The following is a 22,815-nucleotide window of genomic DNA, read 5'->3' on the forward strand; positions in this document are numbered from 1 at the left end:
CGGATTAAACGAGTCTGAATGATTTCTTCTGGGTATCTCGACTGTTTGCACCAACAAGAACATGGAACTCGCCTTTATCACTGCGATGACTTAAGTCCGAATGGTGATAACGAAGCTGTTCTTCATTTAATGTAAATGTGGCTGTACCCGTCTCGCCTGGCGCAAGTGCAAGTTTCACATATCCTTTTAACTCACGCATCGGACGAACCACTTCACCCGTTACATCACGAACATACAACTGAACCGTCTCCACACCTGCACGCTCACCCGTGTTTGTTACACGTACCTGGATGCTCAGGGACTCATCAGCAGTCAACTCATTACTTGAGACTTCAAGATCACCATAAGTGAAGGAAGTGTAAGAGAGACCATAACCGAACGGTAGCAACGGTTCATTCGGGCTGTCAATGTATTTGGAAACATAACGTTCTTCCGTCTTCTCCGGGTTCAGTGGACGGCCTGTATTGAAATGGTTGTAATAGACCGGAATCTGACCTACAGACTGCGGGAAGGACATCGTCAGACGTGCCGATGGATTCACTACACCTGTCAGAACATCTGCAATCGCTGCTCCGCCTTCACTACCCGGGAACCAGGCTTCAAGAAGGGCATCCGATTCATCAATTACACCATGCAGATCCAATGGACGTCCGTTGAAAATAACGGTAGCAATTGGTTTGCCGGCTGCTTTAAGCTGTTTGATTAATTCCAATTGGGCTTCTGGCAGACGGATATCCGTACGTGAGCCACCTTCTCCGCTCATCTCGGAGTCTTCACCCAGAGCGAGAACAATCAGATCTGCTTTGCTTGCCACTTCCAGGGCTTCGGCAATCTGCTCAGCTGTAATCGTATGAACATCACTACCTTGGGCAAATTGAACTTTCCCACCCGTCAGGCGTTCTTGTAGTGCTGTTCCCAGCTTGACCGCATCTTCCTTAACCCCTTCACAGGACCACCAACCCAGAATGTCTGGACTCTGTGCAAAAGGACCAATGAGGGCTACATTAGCTTCCGGTTGAAGTGGAAGAACATTGCCTTCATTTTTCAATAGCACAGCTGATTTGGTTGCCAGTTCATACGATACCTGACGATGCTCTTTGGAGAACACAATCTCGCGCTCACGTTCAGGATCAGCTGCACGCAGCGGATTGTCGAACAATCCCAGCTTTTCTTTCAGTTGCAGAATTCGCAGAACGGCTTCATCAATGAGTTCTTCTTCCACTTCACCGCTCTCAATCAGCTCTGGCAAATGATGTACGTAACAAGGTGTCATCATTTCCATATCTACCCCAGCCCGAATGGCACGATACGCCGCTTCACGGTCATCTTCCGCAGCACCGTGTGCAATCATCTCGCGAATGGAAGCCCAATCCGAGATCAATACGCCATCAAAGCCCCACTCTTCACGCAAAATGCCGCGCATTAACTTCTCATTGCCACTTGCCGGAATACCGTCAACCGTATTGAACGAAGTCATGACCATTTCCACACCTGCATCCAACGCTGCTTTGTACGCTGGCAAATAGTACTCGCGCAAGTTACGCTCGGACATGTCCACCGTATTGTAATCCCGACCACCTTCAGCCGCTCCATACGCCGCAAAGTGTTTGACACAGGCAGCAAGGCGATCAGGCTCATCTTTTAAACTATCTCCTTGATATCCTCTTACGAACGCAGCTGCGAACAAGCTGTTCAGATAAGGATCTTCTCCTGTCGTCTCCATCACACGGCCCCAGCGCGGGTCACGAACCAGATCCACCATCGGTGCAAAGGTTACATGCAACCCGGATACAGCCGATTCACGTGCTGCAATTTCAGCACTTTTCTCAGCGAGTTCGGTATCCCATGAGCAACCAATCGCTAGCGGAATCGGGAAAATGGTTTTGAATCCATGTACCACGTCAGCCATGAACAATAGAGGAATACCCAGACGGCTTTTCTTCATATAAGCTTGCTGCACATCAATGATGGCCTGCGCACCGGACAACCCCAGGATCGAGCCACTGGCATCCACGGACTGCTCCGTGATTCCCATCTCTTCCATCGGTCCAGTGATCTGACCTTCAACATTCGTTCCTTCATAAAAGTTGGCAGTCAACTGAAGAAGCTGAGCTGTTTTTTCCTCCAACGTCATCTGTTTTACCAGGTCTAGCAACTGCTCGTTATTCATCGATAATATCCTCCACTACAAGTTGTTGAAATAAAGAACCCGGCTGCGTTCGGGGAGAGACCGCGCACCGGGTTCAAAATTAATTACTGAACGATTACTTAAATTCTTTGTTCAGTTCATCCAGATAAGGTTGAACCAGGGACATTTTGCTGTTTACCCATTCTTTCCAGTTCGCTTCCAGATCTCCGTTTTTGAGGATCAGGTTGGCATATTCATTCTGGTAATCGAATGAAGCTTGACTCTTAGCTTTGGAATCGTACAGGTTGACATCCCAATCGTATGTTGCAAGCGATTTGCCTTCTGTACCGAGTTTTGCTTTTTCTTCGAACAATTTCACAGCTCTATCACGGTAATCCTTTTTGATTGCAGGGTTTACAACACTGAAGTCGTCACCCAGCAGGTAGAGACCTTCGAAACGTGCTGGATATTTATCTTCCAATACTGTTCCTTCTGGCAACAAGCTAACCAGTTCTTGGTTCTCATCATATTTCCAATCCGTTCCTTCAAAGCCCATGTTAATGAGCAACTGTCCTTCTTTTGTCGTTGAGTAGTCGATCAGATCCATGATCCGTTCGAATTTCTCGTCACTGATGTCCGGATTGAAGATCAATGCAGACCAGAAGTTAGCTTGCTCCATGTTACGGTATTTCCCGTCATCGCCCACTACGATTGCTGTGTGTACCAGCTCATCACTATCTACACCCAGATTCTTTCTCATATCGGAATCCAGACCTTGTCTGTACGAAGCTAGTCCGCCCAGACTTGTTACAGCAGCTGTACCTGTTACTTTGAAGTTGTTTTGACCTTCATTGTTTTTCCATGTGTAGAACTCAGGATTGAGCAATCCATCTTTATACGCTTTTTGCATCAATTTCAGGCCTGTAAGTGTCTCAGGCTCCGAAGGTCCCCAGTGGAACTGGCCATCTTCACCTTTGTAGAACGGTGAGTCAGTCATGGCATGCACACTGTTCGGCATAATCATGTTTGTCATCGCATCTCCGGCATTGTAAGACAGAGGTACAAGTTTGTTACCAACTTTGCCTGGATCTTTTTCTTTCACAAGCGCAGCATATTCGTTCAATTCGGTTGTTGTATAAGCATCTTTCAGTTCAAAACCAACCGCTTCAGCCCAGTCTTTACGAAGCGCAATGACACCAATTTGGTTCGTCAATGGGTCAGCCGGTTTGTTCTCGAAATAGATTGGTCTAGGCAGGACATATGTTCCACCCGTCAACTCTTCCAACTTGTCTCCAAGGCCCGTCAAATTGTAAGCTGCTGCCACGTTAGGCCAGCGTTCTTTCCAGTCATCCGGGAATTTGTAGAACAAGCCTTGTTCAATACTGTTCATGGCATCGCCATGCACGTAGTTCCATACCGCTACATCCGGCAAGTCGCCAGAGTTGATCCACAGACGAAGCTTCTCGCCCCATGAATCCCAATCGATATAGTTGTAATCCCATGTTACATTAAACTTGTCTGTCCAGAATTTATGGAACTCATTATCCAAGTTCCCGTTTTTAATTTCCGTCAGGTTTGCTACGGAGATGGTGAGGTTATCTGTATAATTTCCTTCAGCATCCTTCTCGTTGCTACCTTCAGAACCACCACTGGAACAAGCTGTCACCACCAACATCAACAGACAGAGTGTGATGGCAAAAAGAGATTTAACTGACAACTTTCTGTTCGTTTCCATGCTTTTACCCCCATGTTTTTAGTCGAATTTGTAGTCCAAATCCTATGTGTATATCAGGTCTTGATTGCCCCTGTTAATACCCCTTTTGCAAAGTGCTTTTGCAGCATTGGGAAGAAACACATAATCGGTACCATCGTTACAAATACAGCCGCCATTTTCATACCCATCGAGAAATTGCTCGCTTGGGCAGCATCCACACTGGATGCATTGGATGCGTTCGTCTGAGATGTGACGATAATATTTCGGAGTACGTTCTGCAGCGGTAGCTGATCCGCTTTTCGCAGGAATATCATCGCATCGTACCAACTGTTCCAGTAGGCCACACCGTAGAACAATGTGATTGTAGCCATAATTGGTGTAGCCAGCGGAAGAACAACAGAGAACAGAATTCTCCACTCTCCTGCACCATCCAGTCTCGCCGATTCCATCAGCGATTCAGGCAAGGTATAGAAGTAGTTCATCATCAGAATCATGTTAAAAGCACTGAAGCTTCCCGCCAGAATAACGGACCACAGCGTACCTGTAAGATGAAGTGATTTCATGATCAGGTACAGCGGTACGATACCACCATTGAAAATCATGGTGAACAATACCAGGAAAAAGAGAAACTTCTTGAACGGGAATTTGCTGCGACTAAGGCCATACGCCATGCTCGTTGTCAGGAACAAACTGAGCGGCAAGCCGATGGCGAGCAAAATAATTGTATTTTTGTACCCCGACAGAATCGTTCCATCAGCGAACAGCGCTCTATAGGAATCCAATGTGAATTCTTTAGGGAACATCAAAAATGGATTGTCAGCATACTCTTTTTGTGTTGCAAACGAGATCATTATGACATTCCAGAATGGAATCAGAATCATCAAGGCAAGCACAAGTAATATCGCAAATATGAAGTAATCGAGAAGTGTCATTCTTTCCGTGCCAATTCTAGGCTTTTTGTTAGCTTTCTTGCTCATCTCATTTCTCCTCCTCTCTTATCGGAACAAACCGTCTCCGCCAAGCCACTTGGCAAATCTGTCAGCAAGAAGCAGCAAGGCCATATTCACCAGGGAACGGAACAAGCTGACCGCTGTCGAGAATGAGAAATCGGTTGATGACTGGAACGTAATCCGATAGATGTATACATCGAGTACTTCCGATACATTTTTGGTAGCGGCATTCGCCAAGTTGAAGATCTGGTCGAAACCGGAAGACATCAAGCCACCAACGGACAGAATAAACATGATCGTGATGGTTGGAAGGATGTTCGGTAAAGTAATTCTGAACATCTGTTGCATACGGGAAGCCCCGTCAATCTGTGCTGATTCATACTGATCCTGGTCAATACCGGAAATGGCAGCCAAGAATATAATTGCGCCCCATCCACTTGATTTCCAAATATCAGTTAACAGCAACATTGGTACAAAGTTGGATTCGGATCCCAGGAAGTTAATCGTTGGCAATCCGAGTAGTCCAAGCGCGCTGTTTACCAATCCGTCATATGCCAGCACATTGATGACTACGCCGGATACGATGATCCAGGACAAGAAGTGCGGGAACGTAAGAACGGTTTGGAACAATTTTTTTCCTCTACGCATCCGCAATTCATTCAGCAACAACGCCAAAATGATCGGGAACGGGAACTGAATAATCAGTTTCAGAATATTGATGTACAGCGTACGCCATACTGCGTCGATAAAGGTCGGATCACGGAAAACATATTTGAAGTTCTCGAATCCGCTCCATGGACTTCCCCAGATGCCCAGGTTGGCCTTGTAATCTTTGAATGCCAGAGACAGGCCGCCCATCGGCATGTAGGCAAACAGGATTAGCCAGACAAGCCCCGGAATAAGCAGGGTGTATGTCATTCGGTGCTTCCAGATTTCAGTCCAGAGCGAATTGCCCTTCACGTTTCCCTTCAGCTTTTTGCTAGGTCCTTCGGCTGCAGGTTTCACATTGCATCTCCTCACTCTACTGTGGTCTTGTCGTTGTACAGAAAATCAAACATCGTTCTCAGGTGGTGCTCCCAAAATCTCCATTCATGAGCCCCCGGCGTCTCCACATACCGAAAATCAAAGGCCGCCCCCTCCATGTATTTCGCATAATCGCGATTCATCTCCACGAAGGGGTCACTGTCGCCGCAGCAACTGAGGATATCCGGTAAAGGTACACCCTGTTCCAGCAGCTTGGCCGACAGTTTGTAAATATCCTGATCGGCTTTCACCTGTAACCGTTCTCCAAAAACCGCTTTCATTTCCTTGATCATGGTCGCTGGCATATGGGGATCATGAAGCCTTGTCTGGATATCCGTAACGCCGGATAAAGACACTACTTTGCGATATCGCTCTGGATAAGTTAGCCCACATTTCAGTGCACCATATCCACCCATGGATAAACCGGCAACGTACGTTTTCTCCGGATCAGGATTCAGATTGAGTAGACGCTTGCATACTTCAGGTAACTCCTGAGTGATGTAGTGGAAGTAATTCAGGCCGTATTCCATATCGGTGTAATAGCTTCGATTCGCTTCTGGCATAATGACGGTACAGCCGTATTGCGCTGCATACATCTCAATTGTGGTTAACCGCTGCCAGGTACTCGCATTATCGCCTGCCCCGTGCAACAGATATAGTGTACCGCCTGAAGTCTCTCCGGAGTCACTGGACACAACATGTATGCTCGTATTCATGCATAAGGTTGGCGATCCAGTTTCGATCGTTATATGTGCCATAATGTAACCCCTCTCATCATCGCCTGCTGTCTTTACTCATTCGTTTCTCTGGCGTTGGATTGCAGGCTGTTGTAGATTCCCTTGTATTACGATGGGTTATCGAAACGATTTTCTCGAATCGTTTCAAAACATAGCCAACGTTGATTCACATGGACTTCATTACAACACTTTTGATGTGGAAGCGATTTCTTCGAATCGTTTCGAATAAATCATAAGCCCGATGAGTAAATCCTGTCAATAACCTTTTTACAAATTTCGCGTTATTTTCTCGAAAACATGCTTTTTAAAGCCTGAATTTGCGCCCAAAGACACTATTATTGCGAAAAAATGAAATTTTAGTCAGTGCTATTACAACTTTAATTGACACCAAACCAGGTTTATACTAACATGGGTTCTGATTTTACAATCGAATTACGGAAACGTTTCACCAACCGATTTTACTCAGGTTTCACCTGATATTAGGGAGGTTAATATGTCTGAGAAACTCGAAGGCTTCATCCAAACGATTACTGAGCAGCAATTGAACGTTTTCTCCATTCGCATATTACAAAAAGGACATCTGTTTGCCCATTGGGATCGTGATAAGGATCAGCGCCGGGTACAACATTCCATTAGCAAATCCTTCACCTGTATGGCTGTTGGACTTGCACTTGAAGAAGGTCTGATACATCTGGATGCCACACTTGGTGATTATTTCTCTTATGATCATGTACCCATTGCACAGCACTATCTCCCCTCGCCGCGGGAACTGAAGTTACGCGACCTTCTCCGAATGTCTTCAGGCCATGACTCGCCGCCTCTTTGGGCGGATGAACGAGCTTCGTTGACCGAGAAGGATTGGGCGAAATATTACATGTCGCTGCCTCTGGACCGAATGCCTGGAGAACAATTTACTTACAGCAGTGGCGATACGTTTATGATCTCGGCCATGCTGCAGGCTGCTATCGGCCAAACCGTGAAAGATTACCTGACTCCACGGTTATTTGAGCCGCTTGGCATTCATGATGTAGAGTGGGAAACCTCTCCACTGGGGGTAACACTCGGCTGTGCTGGTCTTTGCATAAGCAATGAGGAACTAAGTCGATTTGCACAATTACTGCTGCAGGAGGGCCTCTGGGAAGGCACAAAGCTTGTACCTGCGGATTGGATTAGACAAGCTACGTCCAGACAGATCGAAACGACTGGAGACGGTGATTGGGGAAAAGGTTATGGGTATCAGTTCTGGATGTGTTCCCATGATGCTTACCGCGCCGATGGCGCCTATGGACAGTTGTGTATCATCCTTCCCTCAAGGGAAGCTGTCATATGTATTAACAGTGAGGAAGAAAATATGCAAGGCATCCTGAATGCCGTATGGGATGAGATTTTACCTATATGCTTTTAACGCAAGTTTACGTATTTTCCTTTTGTTCATATCGAACCGTACCATCGGCTGGATATTAAAACAAAAAAAACGCCACGGGGTCAATGGACCCCATGACGTGATTTCTTACCCGTGCTGTGGAAGCTGAGTCATTTCATCTAAACATTGTGCGCATATGTAACGCTCTTTGAACTCGTTGACTTCCTCGATGGAGCCGCAGAAAATACATTTTGGACGATATCTCTCCAAGATAATATGGTCCCCTTGTACTAAGATCTCTACAGGATCTCCCTCGTTCATTTGATACCTTTTACGCAAAGATTTAGGCAATACGATCCTACCTAATTGGTCAACTTTGCGAACTACTCCAGCTGGCTTCATAGCTACGGCACACCTCTCCTATCTTACTCTAAATTTCTAGGTACATTTGTACTATGTTTATAGATTCGCCAACATTTTGTCGAATCCTGCTGGAAATAAACATTTTTTGTCCTTTTTTTTGAAAAATGTTTTTTTACCGAATTCTAGCCGTCATTAATAACCCGAATTTAACCCTCTAACCCCGGAAAATCAAGCTGACGCAATGCTTCATACACAATAATTGCTGCCGAATTGGACAGATTTAATGATCTAACGTCACCAGTCATTGGCATTTTCATACATGTGTCAGGATTCGCAGCAATTAATTCAGGCGGCAGGCCTTTAGTCTCTTTACCAAAGACAAGGAAATCCCCATCTTGAAATTTAAAATCACTGTATCGATTCTTGGCCTTCGTAGTTGCGTAGAAGAAACGACCTTCCGAATATTTTTCCTGAACCTCTTCGAATGAATCGTGGTATTCAATATGAACGGCATGCCAGTAATCCAGCCCTGCTCGTTTCAATGTAGCATCATCTGTTCGAAATCCAAGTGGACGCACGAGATGCAGATGGGTACCGGTTGCCGCACAAGTACGCGAAATATTCCCTGTGTTTGCCGGAATTTCTGGTTCAACCAGAACGATGTGTAAAGCCATATGTGTTCAATCTCCTTTTCATTTCATGTTGACGACAACCCTCTAATCTTAAAGAAAAGCCCTCCACACGTCAATGTGGAAGGCTCTGGTAAGGCACAGGATTAGACACGAAGGTCCATGACACAGTACCTATACTAATTATCCATTTGTCTTCTGGAAGTGGCTCATGAAGTCTGTAAGTGCCTTAACACTCTCATAAGGAGCAGCATTGTAAATGGAGGCACGGAGACCACCGACACTGCGATGTCCTTTCAGACCTACGAATCCTTCTTCCTCGGATGCTTTAATGAACTTTTTCTCCAGTTCCTCAGAAGCAAGACGGAAGGTTACATTCATGAGGGAACGATCTTCTACTTCCACACAACCACGGTAGAAATCACCGGAAGAATCAATTGTGTTATAGAGCAATTCCGCTTTTTTCGTATTTTTTTGCTCAATACCAGCCAGTCCGCCCTGTTCTTCAATCCACTTCAATACTTCATTCACCATATATACGGAGAAGGAAGGTGGCGTATTGTATAGGGAGTTGTTGTCTACATGTGTGCTGTAACGAAGCATGGTTGGAATCGTTTTAGGCGATTCGCTCACCAGCTCCTCACGAGCAATTACAACCGTAATTCCGGATGGACCCAGGTTTTTCTGTGCACCGGCGTAGATCATGCCGAATTGATTGAGATCGAATGGTTTACAGAAAATATCACTCGACATGTCCGCAATCAGAGGTACTGAACCCGTATCCGGGAATGACTTGAATTGCGTACCTTCAATCGTTTCGTTGGAAGTCAGATGCACATAAGCCGTACGTTCCGGCAAACTCAGATTCGAAACATCCGGCAATTTCATGAATTTCTCCGCTTCCGAAGATGCAGCAACATGTGTCTCGCCGATCAACTTCGCCTCAGACAGAGCCTTCTTGGCCCAGCTGCCAGTCATTACGTAACTTGCTGTCTGTCCTGCTCCGAGCAGGTTCATAGGCAGCATCGCGAACTGAGTGCTTGCACCGCCCTGCAGAAAGAGAACCTTGTATCCTTTTGGATTGCCTAGAAGCGACAACAAGCGCTCCTGAGCTTCATTATGTACAGACTCGTACACCGCTCCACGGTGAGACATCTCCATAATCGACATGCCTGTATTACGAAAATCTACAAATTCCGCCTGTGCACGCTCCAGTACCTCAAGTGGTAACGCCGCAGGCCCTGCATTAAAGTTATACGCTCTTTTTGTCACAAAATCCCCCGCCCTTTCCATCCGTAACTCTGACATACTAAGTGAATATTATCGCTATGATATCAGTATTCTCTATCTGCTTCAAGGGCAATATGCACTGAAGTGTTGAATTCAGGTCATCAAATTCCTTTATCACCCTGCAAAGTTAAAGCACTACATTGTTTAATTCAAGGAAAAGCCTCCGAGAGCGTGTCCCGGAGGCTTTAAGTTGGAACAAGAGCTGTTCCGACCCCGACTGATTAGCAGTCGAAGTATAGGCTGTACTCGTGCGGATGAATGCGGATCGCTACTGCTTTTGCTTCATCACGTTTGAGGTTGATGTAGTTTTCAATGAATTCTTTCGTGAATACGCCGCCTTCAGTCAAGAACTCGTTATCAGCTGCCAATGCATCCAGTGCTTCTTCGAGGGAAGCTGGTACACTGCGGATGTTTTCTTTATCTGCATCAGACAGGTCATAGATGTTTTTGTCGAGCGGACCATATCCAAGCTCAGTTGGGTTGATTTTACGTTTGATTCCATCCAGACCAGCCATCAGCATTGCGGAGAATGCCAAGTATGGGTTAGCTGTGGAGTCAGGTGTACGGAACTCGATACGACAACCTTTAGGTGTCACAGCTGCAACCGGAATACGAACTGCTGCAGAACGGTTACCTTTGGAGTAAACCAAGTTTACTGGTGCTTCGTAACCAGGTACGAGACGTTTGAACGAGTTCGTACTAGGGTTAGTCAAAGCGATCAGTGCCGGAGCATGGTACAAGATACCTCCGATGTAGTGCAAAGCCATTTCACTCAGGTTAGCATATCCCGTTTTGTCATAGAACAATGGGGAATCGCCATCGAAGATGGATTGGTGAACGTGCATTCCGCTACCATTATCACCGAACAATGGTTTTGGCATGAATGTCGCTACTTTACCATATTGACGTGCAGTGTTGTGCACGATGTATTTGTATGCAAGCAGGTTATCTGCTGTTTTCTTCAGTGTATCAAAACGGAAGTTGATTTCGGCTTGACCCGCTGTCGCCACTTCATGGTGATGACGCTCGATCGACAGGCCTGCTTCTTCCAAAAGGCGACACATTTCGCTACGAATGTCTTGTTGTGTATCCACTGGCGCTACTGGAACATATCCGCCTTTAGTGCGAACTTTGAAGCCCAGGTTTCCGCCTTCTTCTTTGCGGTTTGTGTTCCAAGAAGCTTCTTCGGAATCTACGAAGTAGGAAGAGCTATTCGTGCCGCTCTCATAACGTACATCGTCGAAGATGAAGAACTCGGATTCAGGTGCGAAGAATGCCGCTGTACCTACACCGCTCTCTTGCAAATAAGCTTCTGCTTTAACAGCGATGCTACGTGGGTCACGCTCATAACGCTCGCCATCCGGAGTGAAGATATCACACATAACATTCAATGTAGGGTGTGCAGTGAACGGATCGACATAAGTCGCTTCAGGATCTGGCATCATAACCATATCGGACTCTTCAATTCCGCGGAAACCTTGGATAGAAGAACCGTCAAAAGCTACTCCATTTACGAACGTGTCTGCATCAACAGCCGAAGCTGGCAACGAGATGTGATGTGCACGACCAGCTAAATCTACAAAACGAAAATCTACCCACTCGATGTTGTTCTCTTGAATTGATTTCAATACGTTTTCAACCGACATGTATTCGTCCTCCCAAATATTCCGAACATTAAACAACCCCACTAAGAAAATGTCTAAATTCGAATTTTTTTCTGTCGTCATTATAAATTTTAAAACATGACATCGTCAATACTTATGTAAGGTATTTTTTGAAGGGATGTTAGATATACTCACACTTTATAAATAACATAAATTCATATAACAACTATTTTTATATATATTTAACTGGTTTAATGCGGTAAAGCGACCCCTATTTTAACCTAAATCATGGAAAAAACTTCACATCATAAATGTTTCTTATCACTATTGATTAATAAATACGTTCAAAACTGCAAAATATGCAAAAAACCGAGCATCTATCTGATTCCGTTGCAATGAACGAGACCAGAGGAGATGCCCGGATGATGATCCAGACCTTGACTATGAAATTCTTATTACACTCCTACACGTGCCGGGAAAAATTCTGCCGGTTGTTTGGCTGTACTGAATGATTTACCCACGATTGGTGCCAATTTCTCCAGATCCTGCAGCAGGTTGGCGAATTGGTCAGGGAACAAGGACTGCACACCATCTCCTGTCATAGAGTTATCCGGATCGGTATGCATCTCAATGATCAGGCCATTAGCACCCGCAGCAACAGAAGCTTTCGTCATCGGTTCCACCAGTTCACGGCGCCCAGTACCATGGCTCGGGTCTGAAATAACTGGTAAATGGCTCAGAGACTGCAGAACAGGAATTGCGGACAGATCAAGCGTATTCCGTGTGTAGGATTCAAACGTACGAATACCACGCTCACACAGCATGACATTCGGGTTACCACCCGCAAGAATGTATTCAGCCGCATTCAACAATTCATCGTATGTCGCACTGAAGCCACGTTTCAACAATACCGGTTTGCCACACTCGCCCAATTTGCGGAGCAGGTCAAAGTTCTGCATGTTACGTGTACCTACTTGCAGAATATCTGCGTACTCGGCGCAAATATCCACATACTCAGGTGTCATGACTTCTGTAATGGTCAGCAGATCATGTTTCTTGCCTGCTTCCGCCATCATGATCAATCCCTCTACGCCCGTTCCCTGGAAGCTGTAAGGACCCGTACGAGGCTTAAATGCTCCCCCACGCAACACTTGCCCACCAGCAGCTTTCACAAGCCCGGCAATCTCATCAATCTGCGCAGCGGATTCAACCGCACATGGTCCGCCCATGACAACAAGTTCTTTCCCGCCGATATCTACACCTTTGATGGAGATCACTGTATCTTCCGGGTGGAAGTCACGGCTTGCCAATTTGTAGGACTTCGAGATTTTAACGACATTCTCGACACCTTTCATTTGGCGAAGATGCTCCTGCATTTTAGGTTCAACTTTGCCAATCAAACCAATGATAGTACGATCCTCTCCGCGAGAGATGTGTACCTGAAGCCCTTCTTTTTCAATAGCTGCAACGATATCCTGAATCTGTTCCTCCGGAGTAGCCTTGCCTGCAATAACGATCATATTAATTCCCATCCTTCCTTGTATGAGAGCACAATAATTTCTTAACGTGCGTCTGATTAAATCTGAAAACTCTGTCGCACTTAAACGCTTGTTCGCTTTTAAGCTTTTATCCGTTAAAGTAAATATACCATAGTTCTCCTATTGCGTCAAGGTACACATTCCTTATCCCTATACAAAAAGAACCCTGCTCCGCAGGCTCCGAATTCGGTTCCGCGTAACAGGATTCTTCTCATTCACTTCTCGTTTGCAATTCACATACACTTAGACTTACTTTTACAGTTCCCTAAGGTGTACGTGTTTTTTCTCTAACTGGTGGCAGCAGTTTGCTCATGTTCACGGTACGCTTAATTTCCCACGTCTCCGGCTTGTCATGTTCATACTGCTCCAGATAAAGGATGACTTCCTTCGTAATCGGTGTTGGTGTTGAAGCACCCGAAGTAACCGCCACCTTATTTACACCTTTCAGCCATTCTTGCTGAATCTCTGCCACATCGGATACACGGTAGGCCGTAACCCCCGCGATTTCCTCCGACACTTGTGCCAGACGGTTAGAGTTATTGCTGCGAGGATCACCTACAACAATAACCAGATCAGACTGCCCCGCCTGTTCAGCGACAGCTTCCTGACGGACTTGAGTCGCCAGGCAGATTTCATTGTGAATCTCTGCGCCCGGAAACTTCTCCAACAGACGGCTCATAATATGCTTGATATCCCATTGGCTCATCGTTGTCTGATTCGTAATAAGAATTTTGCCTGGAGGAACGTTCAGTCCATTGATCTCTTCTTCCTTCTCGATCAGGTGAACGAGGTCTGGCGCAACGCCAACAGCCCCCTCTGGTTCAGGATGATTCTTTTTACCGATATAGATGATCTGATAACCTTCTGCCGTCTTCTCCCGAATGAGATCATGGGTCTTGGTTACATCAGGGCATGTTGCATCCACTGTCGTCAAACCTTTATCCCGTGCCAGCTTGCGCACTTCTGGAGAAACGCCGTGAGCTGTGAAAATAATCGTGCCACTCTCCACTTGGCTCAAAATATCCATCCGGTTCGGACCATCCAATGTAATAATACCTTCATCTTCAAAGGAATCCGTCACATGTTGGTTATGCACAATCATACCCAATATATAAATAGGTCGTGGTAAATCCAGATTGCGTGCCGCTTGACGCGCGAGCACCATCGCATCCACAACGCCGTAACAATATCCCCGCGGTGAAATTCGCAGTACTTCCACTTGGTTGCCACCCGCTTTCTTTCTCGGCAACGTTGCCGATGTAATTGCAGTCCTGTCTATTATACCTTTATTCGATAGGCGGAGCAAAGACAACCGGCAACCAGATAATAAAGGTGGTTCCTTCTCCACGTCTGGTCACAACCTCAACCGATCCATGGTGTTCCTCAATGATCCACTTGGCAATCGAAAGTCCCAGACCTATGCCAGGTGTAGCCCCGCGGGATTCATCTGCCCGATAGAAGCGATCAAAGATGAACGGCACTTCGTCCCGATCCATCCCAATACCGGTGTCGCTGATGCGTAGTCCTACCTGACCTTTGTACAATACGGCATCCAGTGTCACGGAGCCTTCTGGCGTGTATTTAAACGCATTTTCGATGAAAATAAACAGCATCTGTTGCAAATAATCCTTGCTGCCGTTCACATAGATACCATTAAGAATCGACAGATCACCCGGGCGCCAGTCTGCATGGTGATCCAGGAATTGCGATCTTCGCGCGACTTCCTGCACCAATATCTGTAGTGGTACCGGATTCAGTTCAATTTTCTGACCTGTATCCGCTCTCGCCAATGACAACATGTCACTGATCAATCTGCTCATACGTTTACCTTCATCGGCCATGTCTTCCAACGCCTCGACGGACATCTGTCTTACCGTTTCTTCATCCAAATTCGGTCGGTCGGTGCCCTCCTGATCCCACAGCTTCTTCAGGAAGTCCACGTTCCCGCGAATGGTGGTCAGCGGCGTACGCAGTTCATGTGAGGCATCGGATACAAAGCGGCGTTGGGCCGCATTCGTCTCCTCCAACCCGCGGAAGGATAATTCTGTACGTTCAAGCATATTGTTGACCGTTTCAATCAGACGCCCGATCTCATCCTTCGGTCCTGCATATTGAATTCGCACACTAAGATCATCACCGGATTGGATCTGATTCGCAGCATCTATGACATTCACGAGTGGACGCATCGACTTCCGGGCCAGAACAAGACCTGAGGTTATAGCCAATGCCATCGCCACGAGCCATCCAAAAACCAAAATATTAAGCAATGCCTCCAGCAAGCGCTCCTGTGAACTTACATTGGCACCTACCTGAAGAATTCCTCTGACTTCATTGGTTCCCTGAAGAGACAGAGGCAATTGATTCACCAGAAACGGCGTCCCATCCACATAGATCTTGGATATTCCCCGCTCCTTGAGAATTTCATTGGATTTCAATACCGGAAATTGAATCCCTAATTTCTCCATATTACCGGAAATTCTGCCCGAACGGCTCTGATAATCCCAGAGTTGAATGTAAATTTGTGCCTCCTGAAGCTGGCTCTCTGTAAATGGGTCCAGATCCAGCGACTGCGAAAGTGGATTTACACCAATTTGCTCTGTAATCCGGGCACTCTTGACCTTCAATTGCTGTTCAACTTCCTGGTAGGAGTTAAAATAAACAAAGGCATAGATCACAACGCCCCAAAAAATAAGCACGGCGGCCAGGATACCAGAATACCATGCGGTTAGTCTTAACCGAATGGACATGTCAGGAGTCACCTCTCAGAATATAACCGGCTCCCCGGATGGTCTGGATTAGACGTTTGCCACCGTATTCTTCAGTCTTTTGTCTAAGCATGGCAATGTACACTTCAAGCACGTTAGACTCCCCGCTATAATCGTAACCCCAGATTTTGTCCATAATCAGATCGCGGGACAGTACCCGTCTTGGATTTTGCATAAACAGATTCAACAGTTCGAATTCCTTGGCAGTCAGTTCCAGACGTTGACCATCTCGCACGACTTCACGTGAGTCATTGTCCAGAATAATATCCTCATACATCAGACGATTGTCTGGTGTACCCGCGATATCTGACTTGCGGCGCAGCAAAGCGCGGACACGTGCCAATAATTCTTCCAACGCAAACGGCTTCACGAGATAGTCATCGGCCCCTGTATCCAGTCCAGTCACTCGACTCTGTACTTCATCCTTGGCCGTAAGCATCAGCACAGGCACTTTGCTTCCTGCTTCCCTCAATCTGCGACATACCTCAAATCCGTCAATCTGCGGCATCATCACATCCAATACAACGATGTCCGGCTCTTTGTCCATCAGTTTGCTAAGACCTTCAGCTCCATTGGAAGCGGTCTGTACCTCATATCCTTCAAAAGCCAGCCCACGGCGGAGCATGGACACAATTTTTTCGTCGTCATCCACAATCAAAATAGTTGAGCGCATGGTCTTTCTCCTTTATCCTAACGTTTTATCCCATTGTAACAGGCAGAAGCACAATCTGCATCTTCAAGTAAAAGTCTTCATTCAAGGGTGCTCCATTGTTATCCCGTTAGTTCAGGGCAAAAAAACGGAAGGGCCTTCAAACCCTTCCGTTCTGCCAATCCTTAATCCAATATTATGGTTGTTGCTGCTGTTGTGTATCCGTTGTTTGTGAAGTATCAAAATCATTTTTGTTGCCGATTTTAATTGTCAGATCCATTTTCTTACCGTCACGAACCACGTTCAGTGTCACTTCACTGCCGATTTCCTGTTTCTTGATAAAATCAATCAGATCCTGACTTGTGGCGTACGGCGTACCGTTGGCGCCTGTGATGATGTCATATGCACGAAGATCTGCTTGGTAAGCCGGTGATTGGAAGATCGTGCTGGCTACGACAGAACCTTCGGTCACATCTGTTCCCATTTGTTTAGCGACTTCAGGAGTAAGAGCCATCAGAGATGCACCGATAAATGGTACTGGCTCTTTGGGAACTTCTTTGTTCTCTTTAAGATATTTAACAGCTTCCGAGATGACGCTTGATGGGATCGCAAAACCAATTCCTTGTGCATCTGCACTGACTGCAACGTTCATCCCGATAACTTCCCCGTTCAGGTTAAGCAACGGACCACCGGAGTTACCCGGGTTAATGGAAGCATCCGTTTGCAGCAAGTGGCTATATTCACGTGTTTTGCCTGTTTCTTCATCCGGAATACTGATCGTACGTTCTTTGGCACTCAGCACACCTGCTGTAACGGTGTGTTCGAAGCCTTCAGGGTTACCAATAGCTACAAGCCATTCACCGACTTGAGTACTGTTGGAATCGCCCAGTGGAGCTACAGGGAACGCATCGTCACCACTGTTTTTCTCAATTTTCAATACCGCTAAATCCAGATCAAAGCTGCTTCCGAGCAGTTTCGCTTCATAAGGCTTGCTGTTGTTCTCCAGCGTAACCTGAATCACATCTGCACCCTGAACCACGTGCTGGTTCGTCAGGATATATCCTTCTTTGTCAAAAATAAATCCAGAACCAATGCCTAGTGGAACCAACTGATTACTGCTTTGCTGTTGTTGCTGCTGGCTCTGGCCTTGATTGCCTTCCGTTCCATTACCAAAGAAGTATTGGTACAACGGATCGCTTGTATTGGATCCACCCTGACCAGTACCTGTGCGTGAGGACTGTTTCGCGAGTGTTTCGATTTTGACGACTGCTGGACTTGTACTCGTTACTACGGAAGAAACGTCTTCTTTGCCTGTTGGCAGTAACGACGCTGTCACATTGTTGCCTCCGCCTGTGTTCGTGGACGCTTCCTGTCCCGAGCTTTCATTGCCTGTGTTCGTAAGTGCAGTCTCCGGTGTGAACATGTTCGTTCTGTCGGCTGTGTACATGAGAACGGTAATGACCAGCATGCCGGCAATAAAGGAGAACAGAAGTGATCTTACGGAAGAACGTGGCTTGCGGTTATTATAATTCCAGTTGCCTTTGCCGCCATTCCCTTGATCTCCACCGTTACCTGAGCCGTTTCCGCCGCCTCCGGAGGATCTTTTCGCTTGCTCGGATGATTCACTATTATAGTAAGTAGGTACGGGTCTCACTGGATCAGGTTTTGTAATCTCTACATTACCTTCTTCACGCTGATTATTGCTTCCCATGTGATTTGCTGTATCTTCCTGATTCACGGACTGAAAAGGTCCATAAGAATAATAATAGGAGGATTCGTCCGTTCCGGAAGAATTGCGGTTCTCCGTTTGTTTGGTTTCATTTTCCTCGTCTTGACGGTTCGATCTATAATTACGTTCGTCCATGCCTCTCTACCTCCCAATCTCTTATTCCCAAGAGATATTCTTTAACTGTCCTTATTTTGTACTTTAAACCTTAACCGTACCTTAAAAACAATTAAAAAGGAGATAAAAGCACGTAAGAATAGATTATTTTCCCCGTCATGACAGCATTTTACCCTTTCGTTTTCACCCAGCCCTGACGATGCGCATAGATAGCCAATTGTGTACGATCATCCATCTCACATTTCATCAGTAGATTACTCACATGTGTTTTGACGGTTTTGATACTGATATGTAATTCTTCTCCAATGTCTTTGTTGGTCTTTCCCTCTGCAATAAGCAACAGCACTTCCTTCTCCCGTTCAGTCAGACCTGATTCACTCTCTCTCGCCGTACGCTGCCTGATTCCCCGAGTTAAGGCCTGCGACACATCACCTGTCATCACAGGCATGCCTCTATAGGCTCCTTGAAGAGCATAGATAAGTTCTTCGGCAGAGACCGTCTTCAGCACATAACTGACCGCTCCGGCTTCAATCGCTTGAACAACTAGATCATCCTCCAGGAAACTCGTGAGCATCACAATCTTCATCTTCGGGAATTCATTCATGATGGCCTGTGTCGCTTCAGCACCATTCATAACAGGCATCATCAGATCCATCAGGATCAGGTCCGGCATTTCATTATCATTTAACTTACGTAACTGATCTAGCGCATCCTGTCCATGGCCCGCTTCTCCCATCACATGAAAAGTAGGTTCCAGCATCAGATACGTTTTCAACCCCATTCGCACCATATCATGGTCATCCACAATCATCACGTTTACTTTACCGCTCATTCCGTCTCCCCCTCTAGTTCACTCAGGTACGTTCGGGAATTTCGGGATGAATACCCGTACCGTTGTTCCCGCTCCCGGCTTCGATATAATCTGAACTTGCCCCCCAAGCTTCTCCGCTCGTTCACGCATGGTGGATAATCCGTATGACCCTGGACGCTCGGCTTGCTGTAAAAATCCCTGGCCATCATCGCTGATGCTCATGCTGATCTGATGTTCACTCTCTCGTATGGACAGACTGACCAGTCCTGCCTCTGCATGCTTCACGACATTCGCAACCGCCTCCTGAATAACAAGAAACAGCTGGTGCTCAATGGCATCCGAGATTCCGCCATCCAGTTCCAGCTCTTTCACACCTTTGAGGCCATTCTGCCTGCAATAATCAGGAAACCAGCTATCCAGTGCCGCCGAGAGATCACGTCCTTCCAGCTCCACTGGTCGAAGTTGGGCAATGAGTCCACGCATTTGACGCTGTGCAATATGTGACATCTGGATCAACTGGTCCAGTACTTTACCGCCATGTTCCGGATTCATCTCCAGCAGACGCGGCAAGGACGAAGCCGACATATGCATCGCAAACAGCTGCTGGCTAACCGTGTCATGGAGGTCTCTTGCCATTCGTTTGCGTTCTTCAAGCACAGCCCGCTCCGAGGCTTGCTCCTTCTCAATAACTTCCTGCTCACCGAGGCGCTGAAGCAGTCTCATCTTTTTCTCAATCGAATCCATCATGACATTGAACTCCTGATAGACACGACCGAACGAAGCGTCATCCGCCTCAGGCATGCGTACCGCCAGATTGCCCTTGGACACTTTCAACATGTTGAGATCAAGCAGGTCAATCTTGCGCTGAAGGCGCAGAGCAGCAATGTATCCGGTGATAACGGTGGCCAGCACAACAACGGCAACATAGGTCCATGCCCGCTGACGACCAGCCCCCATCAATACCTCTCCATACAATAGATAGAATCCACCCAGCGTAATCAGACCGGTTAGCGCAAAATACATCATCAGTTCCCACTTATTGGCCTTGAGAATGGTTCGAATCATGCGTTAACCCACCTTATTGACTTTGACGTCTCCGATAAACACACTTACAATAATCCGCACCTTTTTGCTTGCTTCACGATAATGGGCCGTTTCAGCCTGGGCACTACTCAGGAATCCGCCACGTTTCTGGTTCAACAATGACATGTCTCCAATGAAGGAATTCGTCGTCACCGTCACACCCAGGTCCATATCTTCTGGAACAAATACTTTCACATCCCCAATAAATGAAGAAATGACAATCTTCGTCTCCCCATAAGGAATCTGTGCTTTGGTCAAATCAATCACGGTATCTCCGATAAAAGCCGAGATGTTCATCGGTTTCAACGAGAATACTTCCTGTCCCATGTACAGATCACCAATGAATGCTGATTTATTAATGGTATTGCCACTGCCATAATCTCCATAACCATTTCCGTAGCCATCGTCATATTGTTCTTCATATCCGGTATCACTGGAGTTATACGATTGATATTTCTTCTTATATTGATGCCCTTGTGATGATGAATCCGTTGATCCTGTGAAATGAGGCACATGAGGATCGTTCTTATGTTCCTGTTTCGGTTTGCCAAATGTTTTCTCGAATTGTTCGTCAAACGACGATGGCATCTCCAAATCCTCAGGGGACAACGGTTTATAAGGTTGCTCAGGTGCTGGAGGTGGCTGCATCTTGTCATGATGTTTCCGATCACGACGTCGTGGCCCAATTAGTACGAACAATCCTCCACCAATCAGCATAACCGGAATCAGATATCGGATGAACTCCCCCATGGAGTAATCGATCCATCCCAGGTTGCGGGCAAGAAAGTAGCCACCGATCGCCAGGACTATTACCGGTCCAATGAAGGCGTAACCTCCATTGCGACGAATCTCGGAAATTCCTTTGACCCCCCACCAGATTAGAAATAACGGCCAATATGTTCTGAAAATATATCCTACATCAATGTCATATCCCAATTGTCTGAACAAGATCATCGCACCAATAGCAATAAGAGGTATGCCTACCCACCAGCGGTCACGCGTAGATCGTTTCATCGCTCATGTCTCCTTCGTCTGTATTATGTATCCAGTGTAACTCAGACAGGACAATGAGAACAGCGGCGGCAGATGGAAGTCTTCTCGGTCTCGAGACTGAGATGGGAGGATTTTTTTGTAAGAAATCCGTATATGTAAAACACCCCAGAGCTATGGCTCCAGGGTGCTGAATCATCATTTGAGTTAATGAATCTTCAATTATTTTTTGTATTTTGATGCTTTGCCTTGGCTTGTTTGGCCTGTGTTTTCTACACCAAACTCGGCATTGTATTTTTCATCAGGTGTTTGGAAATTATCTTGTACTTTGTTTTGAGCGGATTGCTTCACTTTAGCTGCTGCATTCTCTTCTCCAAACTCTGCATTGTACTTCTCGTTTGGCGTTTGGTACCCTTGTGATTTTTTAGCCACAACGAATCACCTCTCTCTTCATATTTACGCTGCATTGCTGCACCGCGGGGTTCGTCCCCAGTCAGTATTATGTGAAGAGAGCACTTCAGTTATTCATGTAAACATGTGAAATTAAATGGCCTTGTCCAACCAGGAGTCCGGTACGGATTTGTACACGTCAATTGCATCCGCCAATTCGCTGAGCATCTTTTCTGTGCACTTGCCAGCGCCTTGCCTGATTACCTGTACCTCCACATCCTTTTTGCCCCATTCCTTGTACACTTGCTTCGTTGTCGGGAAATACAGATCGATTTTATTGCCTTTGATCGCTGAACCCGTATCTGCAACAATCCCATATCCATAGCCCGGAATATACAAAATCGAACCCATTGGGAACAACTTTGGATCAGCTGCAATCGTGGAAACTGTTTCTTTATCACGACGTACTTTTACACCGGAATACGTAATTCCGTATTGGGGGTGTTTAGGTCCTTTTCCTGTAGACTCCACACCTGCCGTATATCCTGTTGCTGTCACCTTCTGTGTGCCCAGCACCTGTTCTGAACGTGGAGCAAGCACAGGCATAGCCGGATCACCCACCTGTTTCTCGGGAACCTCTGGCCTTGGAATGACCATCGGTTGTGGTGACCATAGTAAAGCCATATACACCATCGTCGTCAGCTGGGCCTCATCACTGTATTGAACGTTGACCTGTTCCGGAAATTCCTGAATAGGCTTGCTCGAAGTCTCAATAATTGGACCTTCACTGCTACTGTTGTGACTCTCGACATGCAGTACCGCACTTTCCTCTTCAAATGTATACGCATCCGCCTGATTCAGGTTAATCATCATCCCGGCGAACATCACACAGCCAACCAGTAAACCCCGTATATGTCTCTTTTGAATTGAGAATTGCTTTTTCAT

20 protein-coding genes are annotated in these 22,815 nt (G+C 46.3%); 1 reads left to right on the plus strand and 19 read right to left on the minus strand.

Annotated elements, in window-relative coordinates:
• Positions 1 to 4: 4 nt before the first annotated feature.
• The 5 genes from bglX to OM416_RS13415 form a co-directional block, all read right to left on the minus strand.
• Entirely contained in the window at positions 5 to 2,170 is a 2,166-nt protein-coding gene (gene bglX / locus OM416_RS13395) for a beta-glucosidase BglX (RefSeq protein ID WP_264929949.1), read from the minus strand.
• Between the two features lie 94 nt (positions 2,171 to 2,264).
• Positions 2,265 to 3,863 carry an ABC transporter substrate-binding protein gene (locus tag OM416_RS13400; protein ID WP_264929952.1) on the minus strand — a complete coding sequence of 533 codons (1,599 nt, stop codon included), beginning with the start codon at positions 3,861 to 3,863 and terminating at the stop codon, positions 2,265 to 2,267.
• A 53-nt stretch (positions 3,864 to 3,916) separates the two neighbouring features.
• Positions 3,917 to 4,819, minus strand: a complete 903-nt coding sequence (locus OM416_RS13405; RefSeq protein WP_169478778.1) for a carbohydrate ABC transporter permease — start codon at positions 4,817 to 4,819, stop codon at positions 3,917 to 3,919.
• Between the two features lie 18 nt (positions 4,820 to 4,837).
• The gene (locus OM416_RS13410; RefSeq protein WP_062833485.1) at positions 4,838 to 5,797 is read right to left on the minus strand and encodes an ABC transporter permease; all 960 of its coding nucleotides are present in this window, start codon (positions 5,795 to 5,797) and stop codon (positions 4,838 to 4,840) included.
• 11 nt (positions 5,798 to 5,808) lie between these two features.
• A complete protein-coding gene (locus OM416_RS13415) occupies positions 5,809 to 6,573 on the minus strand; it encodes an alpha/beta hydrolase (protein WP_264929956.1) in 765 nt (254 codons plus the stop codon).
• A 472-nt stretch (positions 6,574 to 7,045) separates the two neighbouring features.
• On the opposite strand from OM416_RS13415, the gene OM416_RS13420 reads away from it, so the two are divergent.
• The gene (locus OM416_RS13420) at positions 7,046 to 7,957 is read left to right on the plus strand and encodes a serine hydrolase domain-containing protein (protein WP_264929958.1); all 912 of its coding nucleotides are present in this window, start codon (positions 7,046 to 7,048) and stop codon (positions 7,955 to 7,957) included.
• Between the two features lie 105 nt (positions 7,958 to 8,062).
• On the opposite strand, the gene OM416_RS13425 is transcribed toward OM416_RS13420, so the two are convergent.
• From OM416_RS13425 to OM416_RS13490, 14 genes are all read right to left on the minus strand, one after another.
• The gene (locus tag OM416_RS13425; RefSeq protein ID WP_036610032.1) at positions 8,063 to 8,317 is read right to left on the minus strand and encodes an AbrB/MazE/SpoVT family DNA-binding domain-containing protein; all 255 of its coding nucleotides are present in this window, start codon (positions 8,315 to 8,317) and stop codon (positions 8,063 to 8,065) included.
• Positions 8,318 to 8,484: 167 nt separating this feature from the next.
• The gene (trmL, locus tag OM416_RS13430; protein ID WP_264929962.1) at positions 8,485 to 8,952 is read right to left on the minus strand and encodes a tRNA (uridine(34)/cytosine(34)/5-carboxymethylaminomethyluridine(34)-2'-O)-methyltransferase TrmL; all 468 of its coding nucleotides are present in this window, start codon (positions 8,950 to 8,952) and stop codon (positions 8,485 to 8,487) included.
• Positions 8,953 to 9,090: 138 nt separating this feature from the next.
• Positions 9,091 to 10,179, minus strand: coding sequence for a 3-phosphoserine/phosphohydroxythreonine transaminase (gene serC / locus OM416_RS13435; protein WP_017689590.1), 1,089 nt, complete (start codon positions 10,177 to 10,179; stop codon positions 9,091 to 9,093).
• A 239-nt stretch (positions 10,180 to 10,418) separates the two neighbouring features.
• The gene (gene glnA, locus OM416_RS13440; protein WP_169478782.1) at positions 10,419 to 11,843 is read right to left on the minus strand and encodes a type I glutamate--ammonia ligase; all 1,425 of its coding nucleotides are present in this window, start codon (positions 11,841 to 11,843) and stop codon (positions 10,419 to 10,421) included.
• A 413-nt stretch (positions 11,844 to 12,256) separates the two neighbouring features.
• Positions 12,257 to 13,321, minus strand: a complete 1,065-nt coding sequence (gene aroF / locus OM416_RS13445; protein ID WP_264929968.1) for a 3-deoxy-7-phosphoheptulonate synthase — start codon at positions 13,319 to 13,321, stop codon at positions 12,257 to 12,259.
• A gap of 283 nt (positions 13,322 to 13,604) precedes the next feature.
• Complete coding sequence (locus OM416_RS13450) at positions 13,605 to 14,558, minus strand: 4-hydroxy-3-methylbut-2-enyl diphosphate reductase (protein WP_264929970.1); 954 nt, start codon at positions 14,556 to 14,558, stop codon at positions 13,605 to 13,607.
• A 67-nt stretch (positions 14,559 to 14,625) separates the two neighbouring features.
• A complete protein-coding gene (locus OM416_RS13455; protein ID WP_169478784.1) occupies positions 14,626 to 16,086 on the minus strand; it encodes a sensor histidine kinase in 1,461 nt (486 codons plus the stop codon).
• A gap of 1 nt (position 16,087) precedes the next feature.
• Positions 16,088 to 16,777: a response regulator transcription factor gene (locus tag OM416_RS13460; RefSeq protein WP_062833477.1), complete on the minus strand. Its 690-nt coding sequence runs from the start codon at positions 16,775 to 16,777 to the stop codon at positions 16,088 to 16,090.
• Between the two features lie 172 nt (positions 16,778 to 16,949).
• Positions 16,950 to 18,617, minus strand: a complete 1,668-nt coding sequence (locus OM416_RS13465; protein WP_264929974.1) for a S1C family serine protease — start codon at positions 18,615 to 18,617, stop codon at positions 16,950 to 16,952.
• Between the two features lie 148 nt (positions 18,618 to 18,765).
• Complete coding sequence (locus OM416_RS13470; RefSeq protein ID WP_264929976.1) at positions 18,766 to 19,428, minus strand: response regulator; 663 nt, start codon at positions 19,426 to 19,428, stop codon at positions 18,766 to 18,768.
• Positions 19,429 to 19,446: 18 nt separating this feature from the next.
• The gene (locus OM416_RS13475) at positions 19,447 to 20,472 is read right to left on the minus strand and encodes a HAMP domain-containing sensor histidine kinase (RefSeq protein WP_264929978.1); all 1,026 of its coding nucleotides are present in this window, start codon (positions 20,470 to 20,472) and stop codon (positions 19,447 to 19,449) included.
• A 3-nt stretch (positions 20,473 to 20,475) separates the two neighbouring features.
• Positions 20,476 to 21,504, minus strand: coding sequence for a cell wall-active antibiotics response protein LiaF (gene liaF, locus OM416_RS13480; protein WP_264929980.1), 1,029 nt, complete (start codon positions 21,502 to 21,504; stop codon positions 20,476 to 20,478).
• A gap of 198 nt (positions 21,505 to 21,702) precedes the next feature.
• Complete coding sequence (locus OM416_RS13485; protein WP_076330277.1) at positions 21,703 to 21,912, minus strand: hypothetical protein; 210 nt, start codon at positions 21,910 to 21,912, stop codon at positions 21,703 to 21,705.
• A 111-nt stretch (positions 21,913 to 22,023) separates the two neighbouring features.
• Positions 22,024 to 22,815: a 3D domain-containing protein gene (locus OM416_RS13490; RefSeq protein WP_264929983.1), complete on the minus strand. Its 792-nt coding sequence runs from the start codon at positions 22,813 to 22,815 to the stop codon at positions 22,024 to 22,026.

It is taken from the genome of Paenibacillus sp. LS1 (assembly GCF_026013365.1).
Taxonomy (GTDB): Bacteria; Bacillota; Bacilli; order Paenibacillales; family Paenibacillaceae; genus Paenibacillus.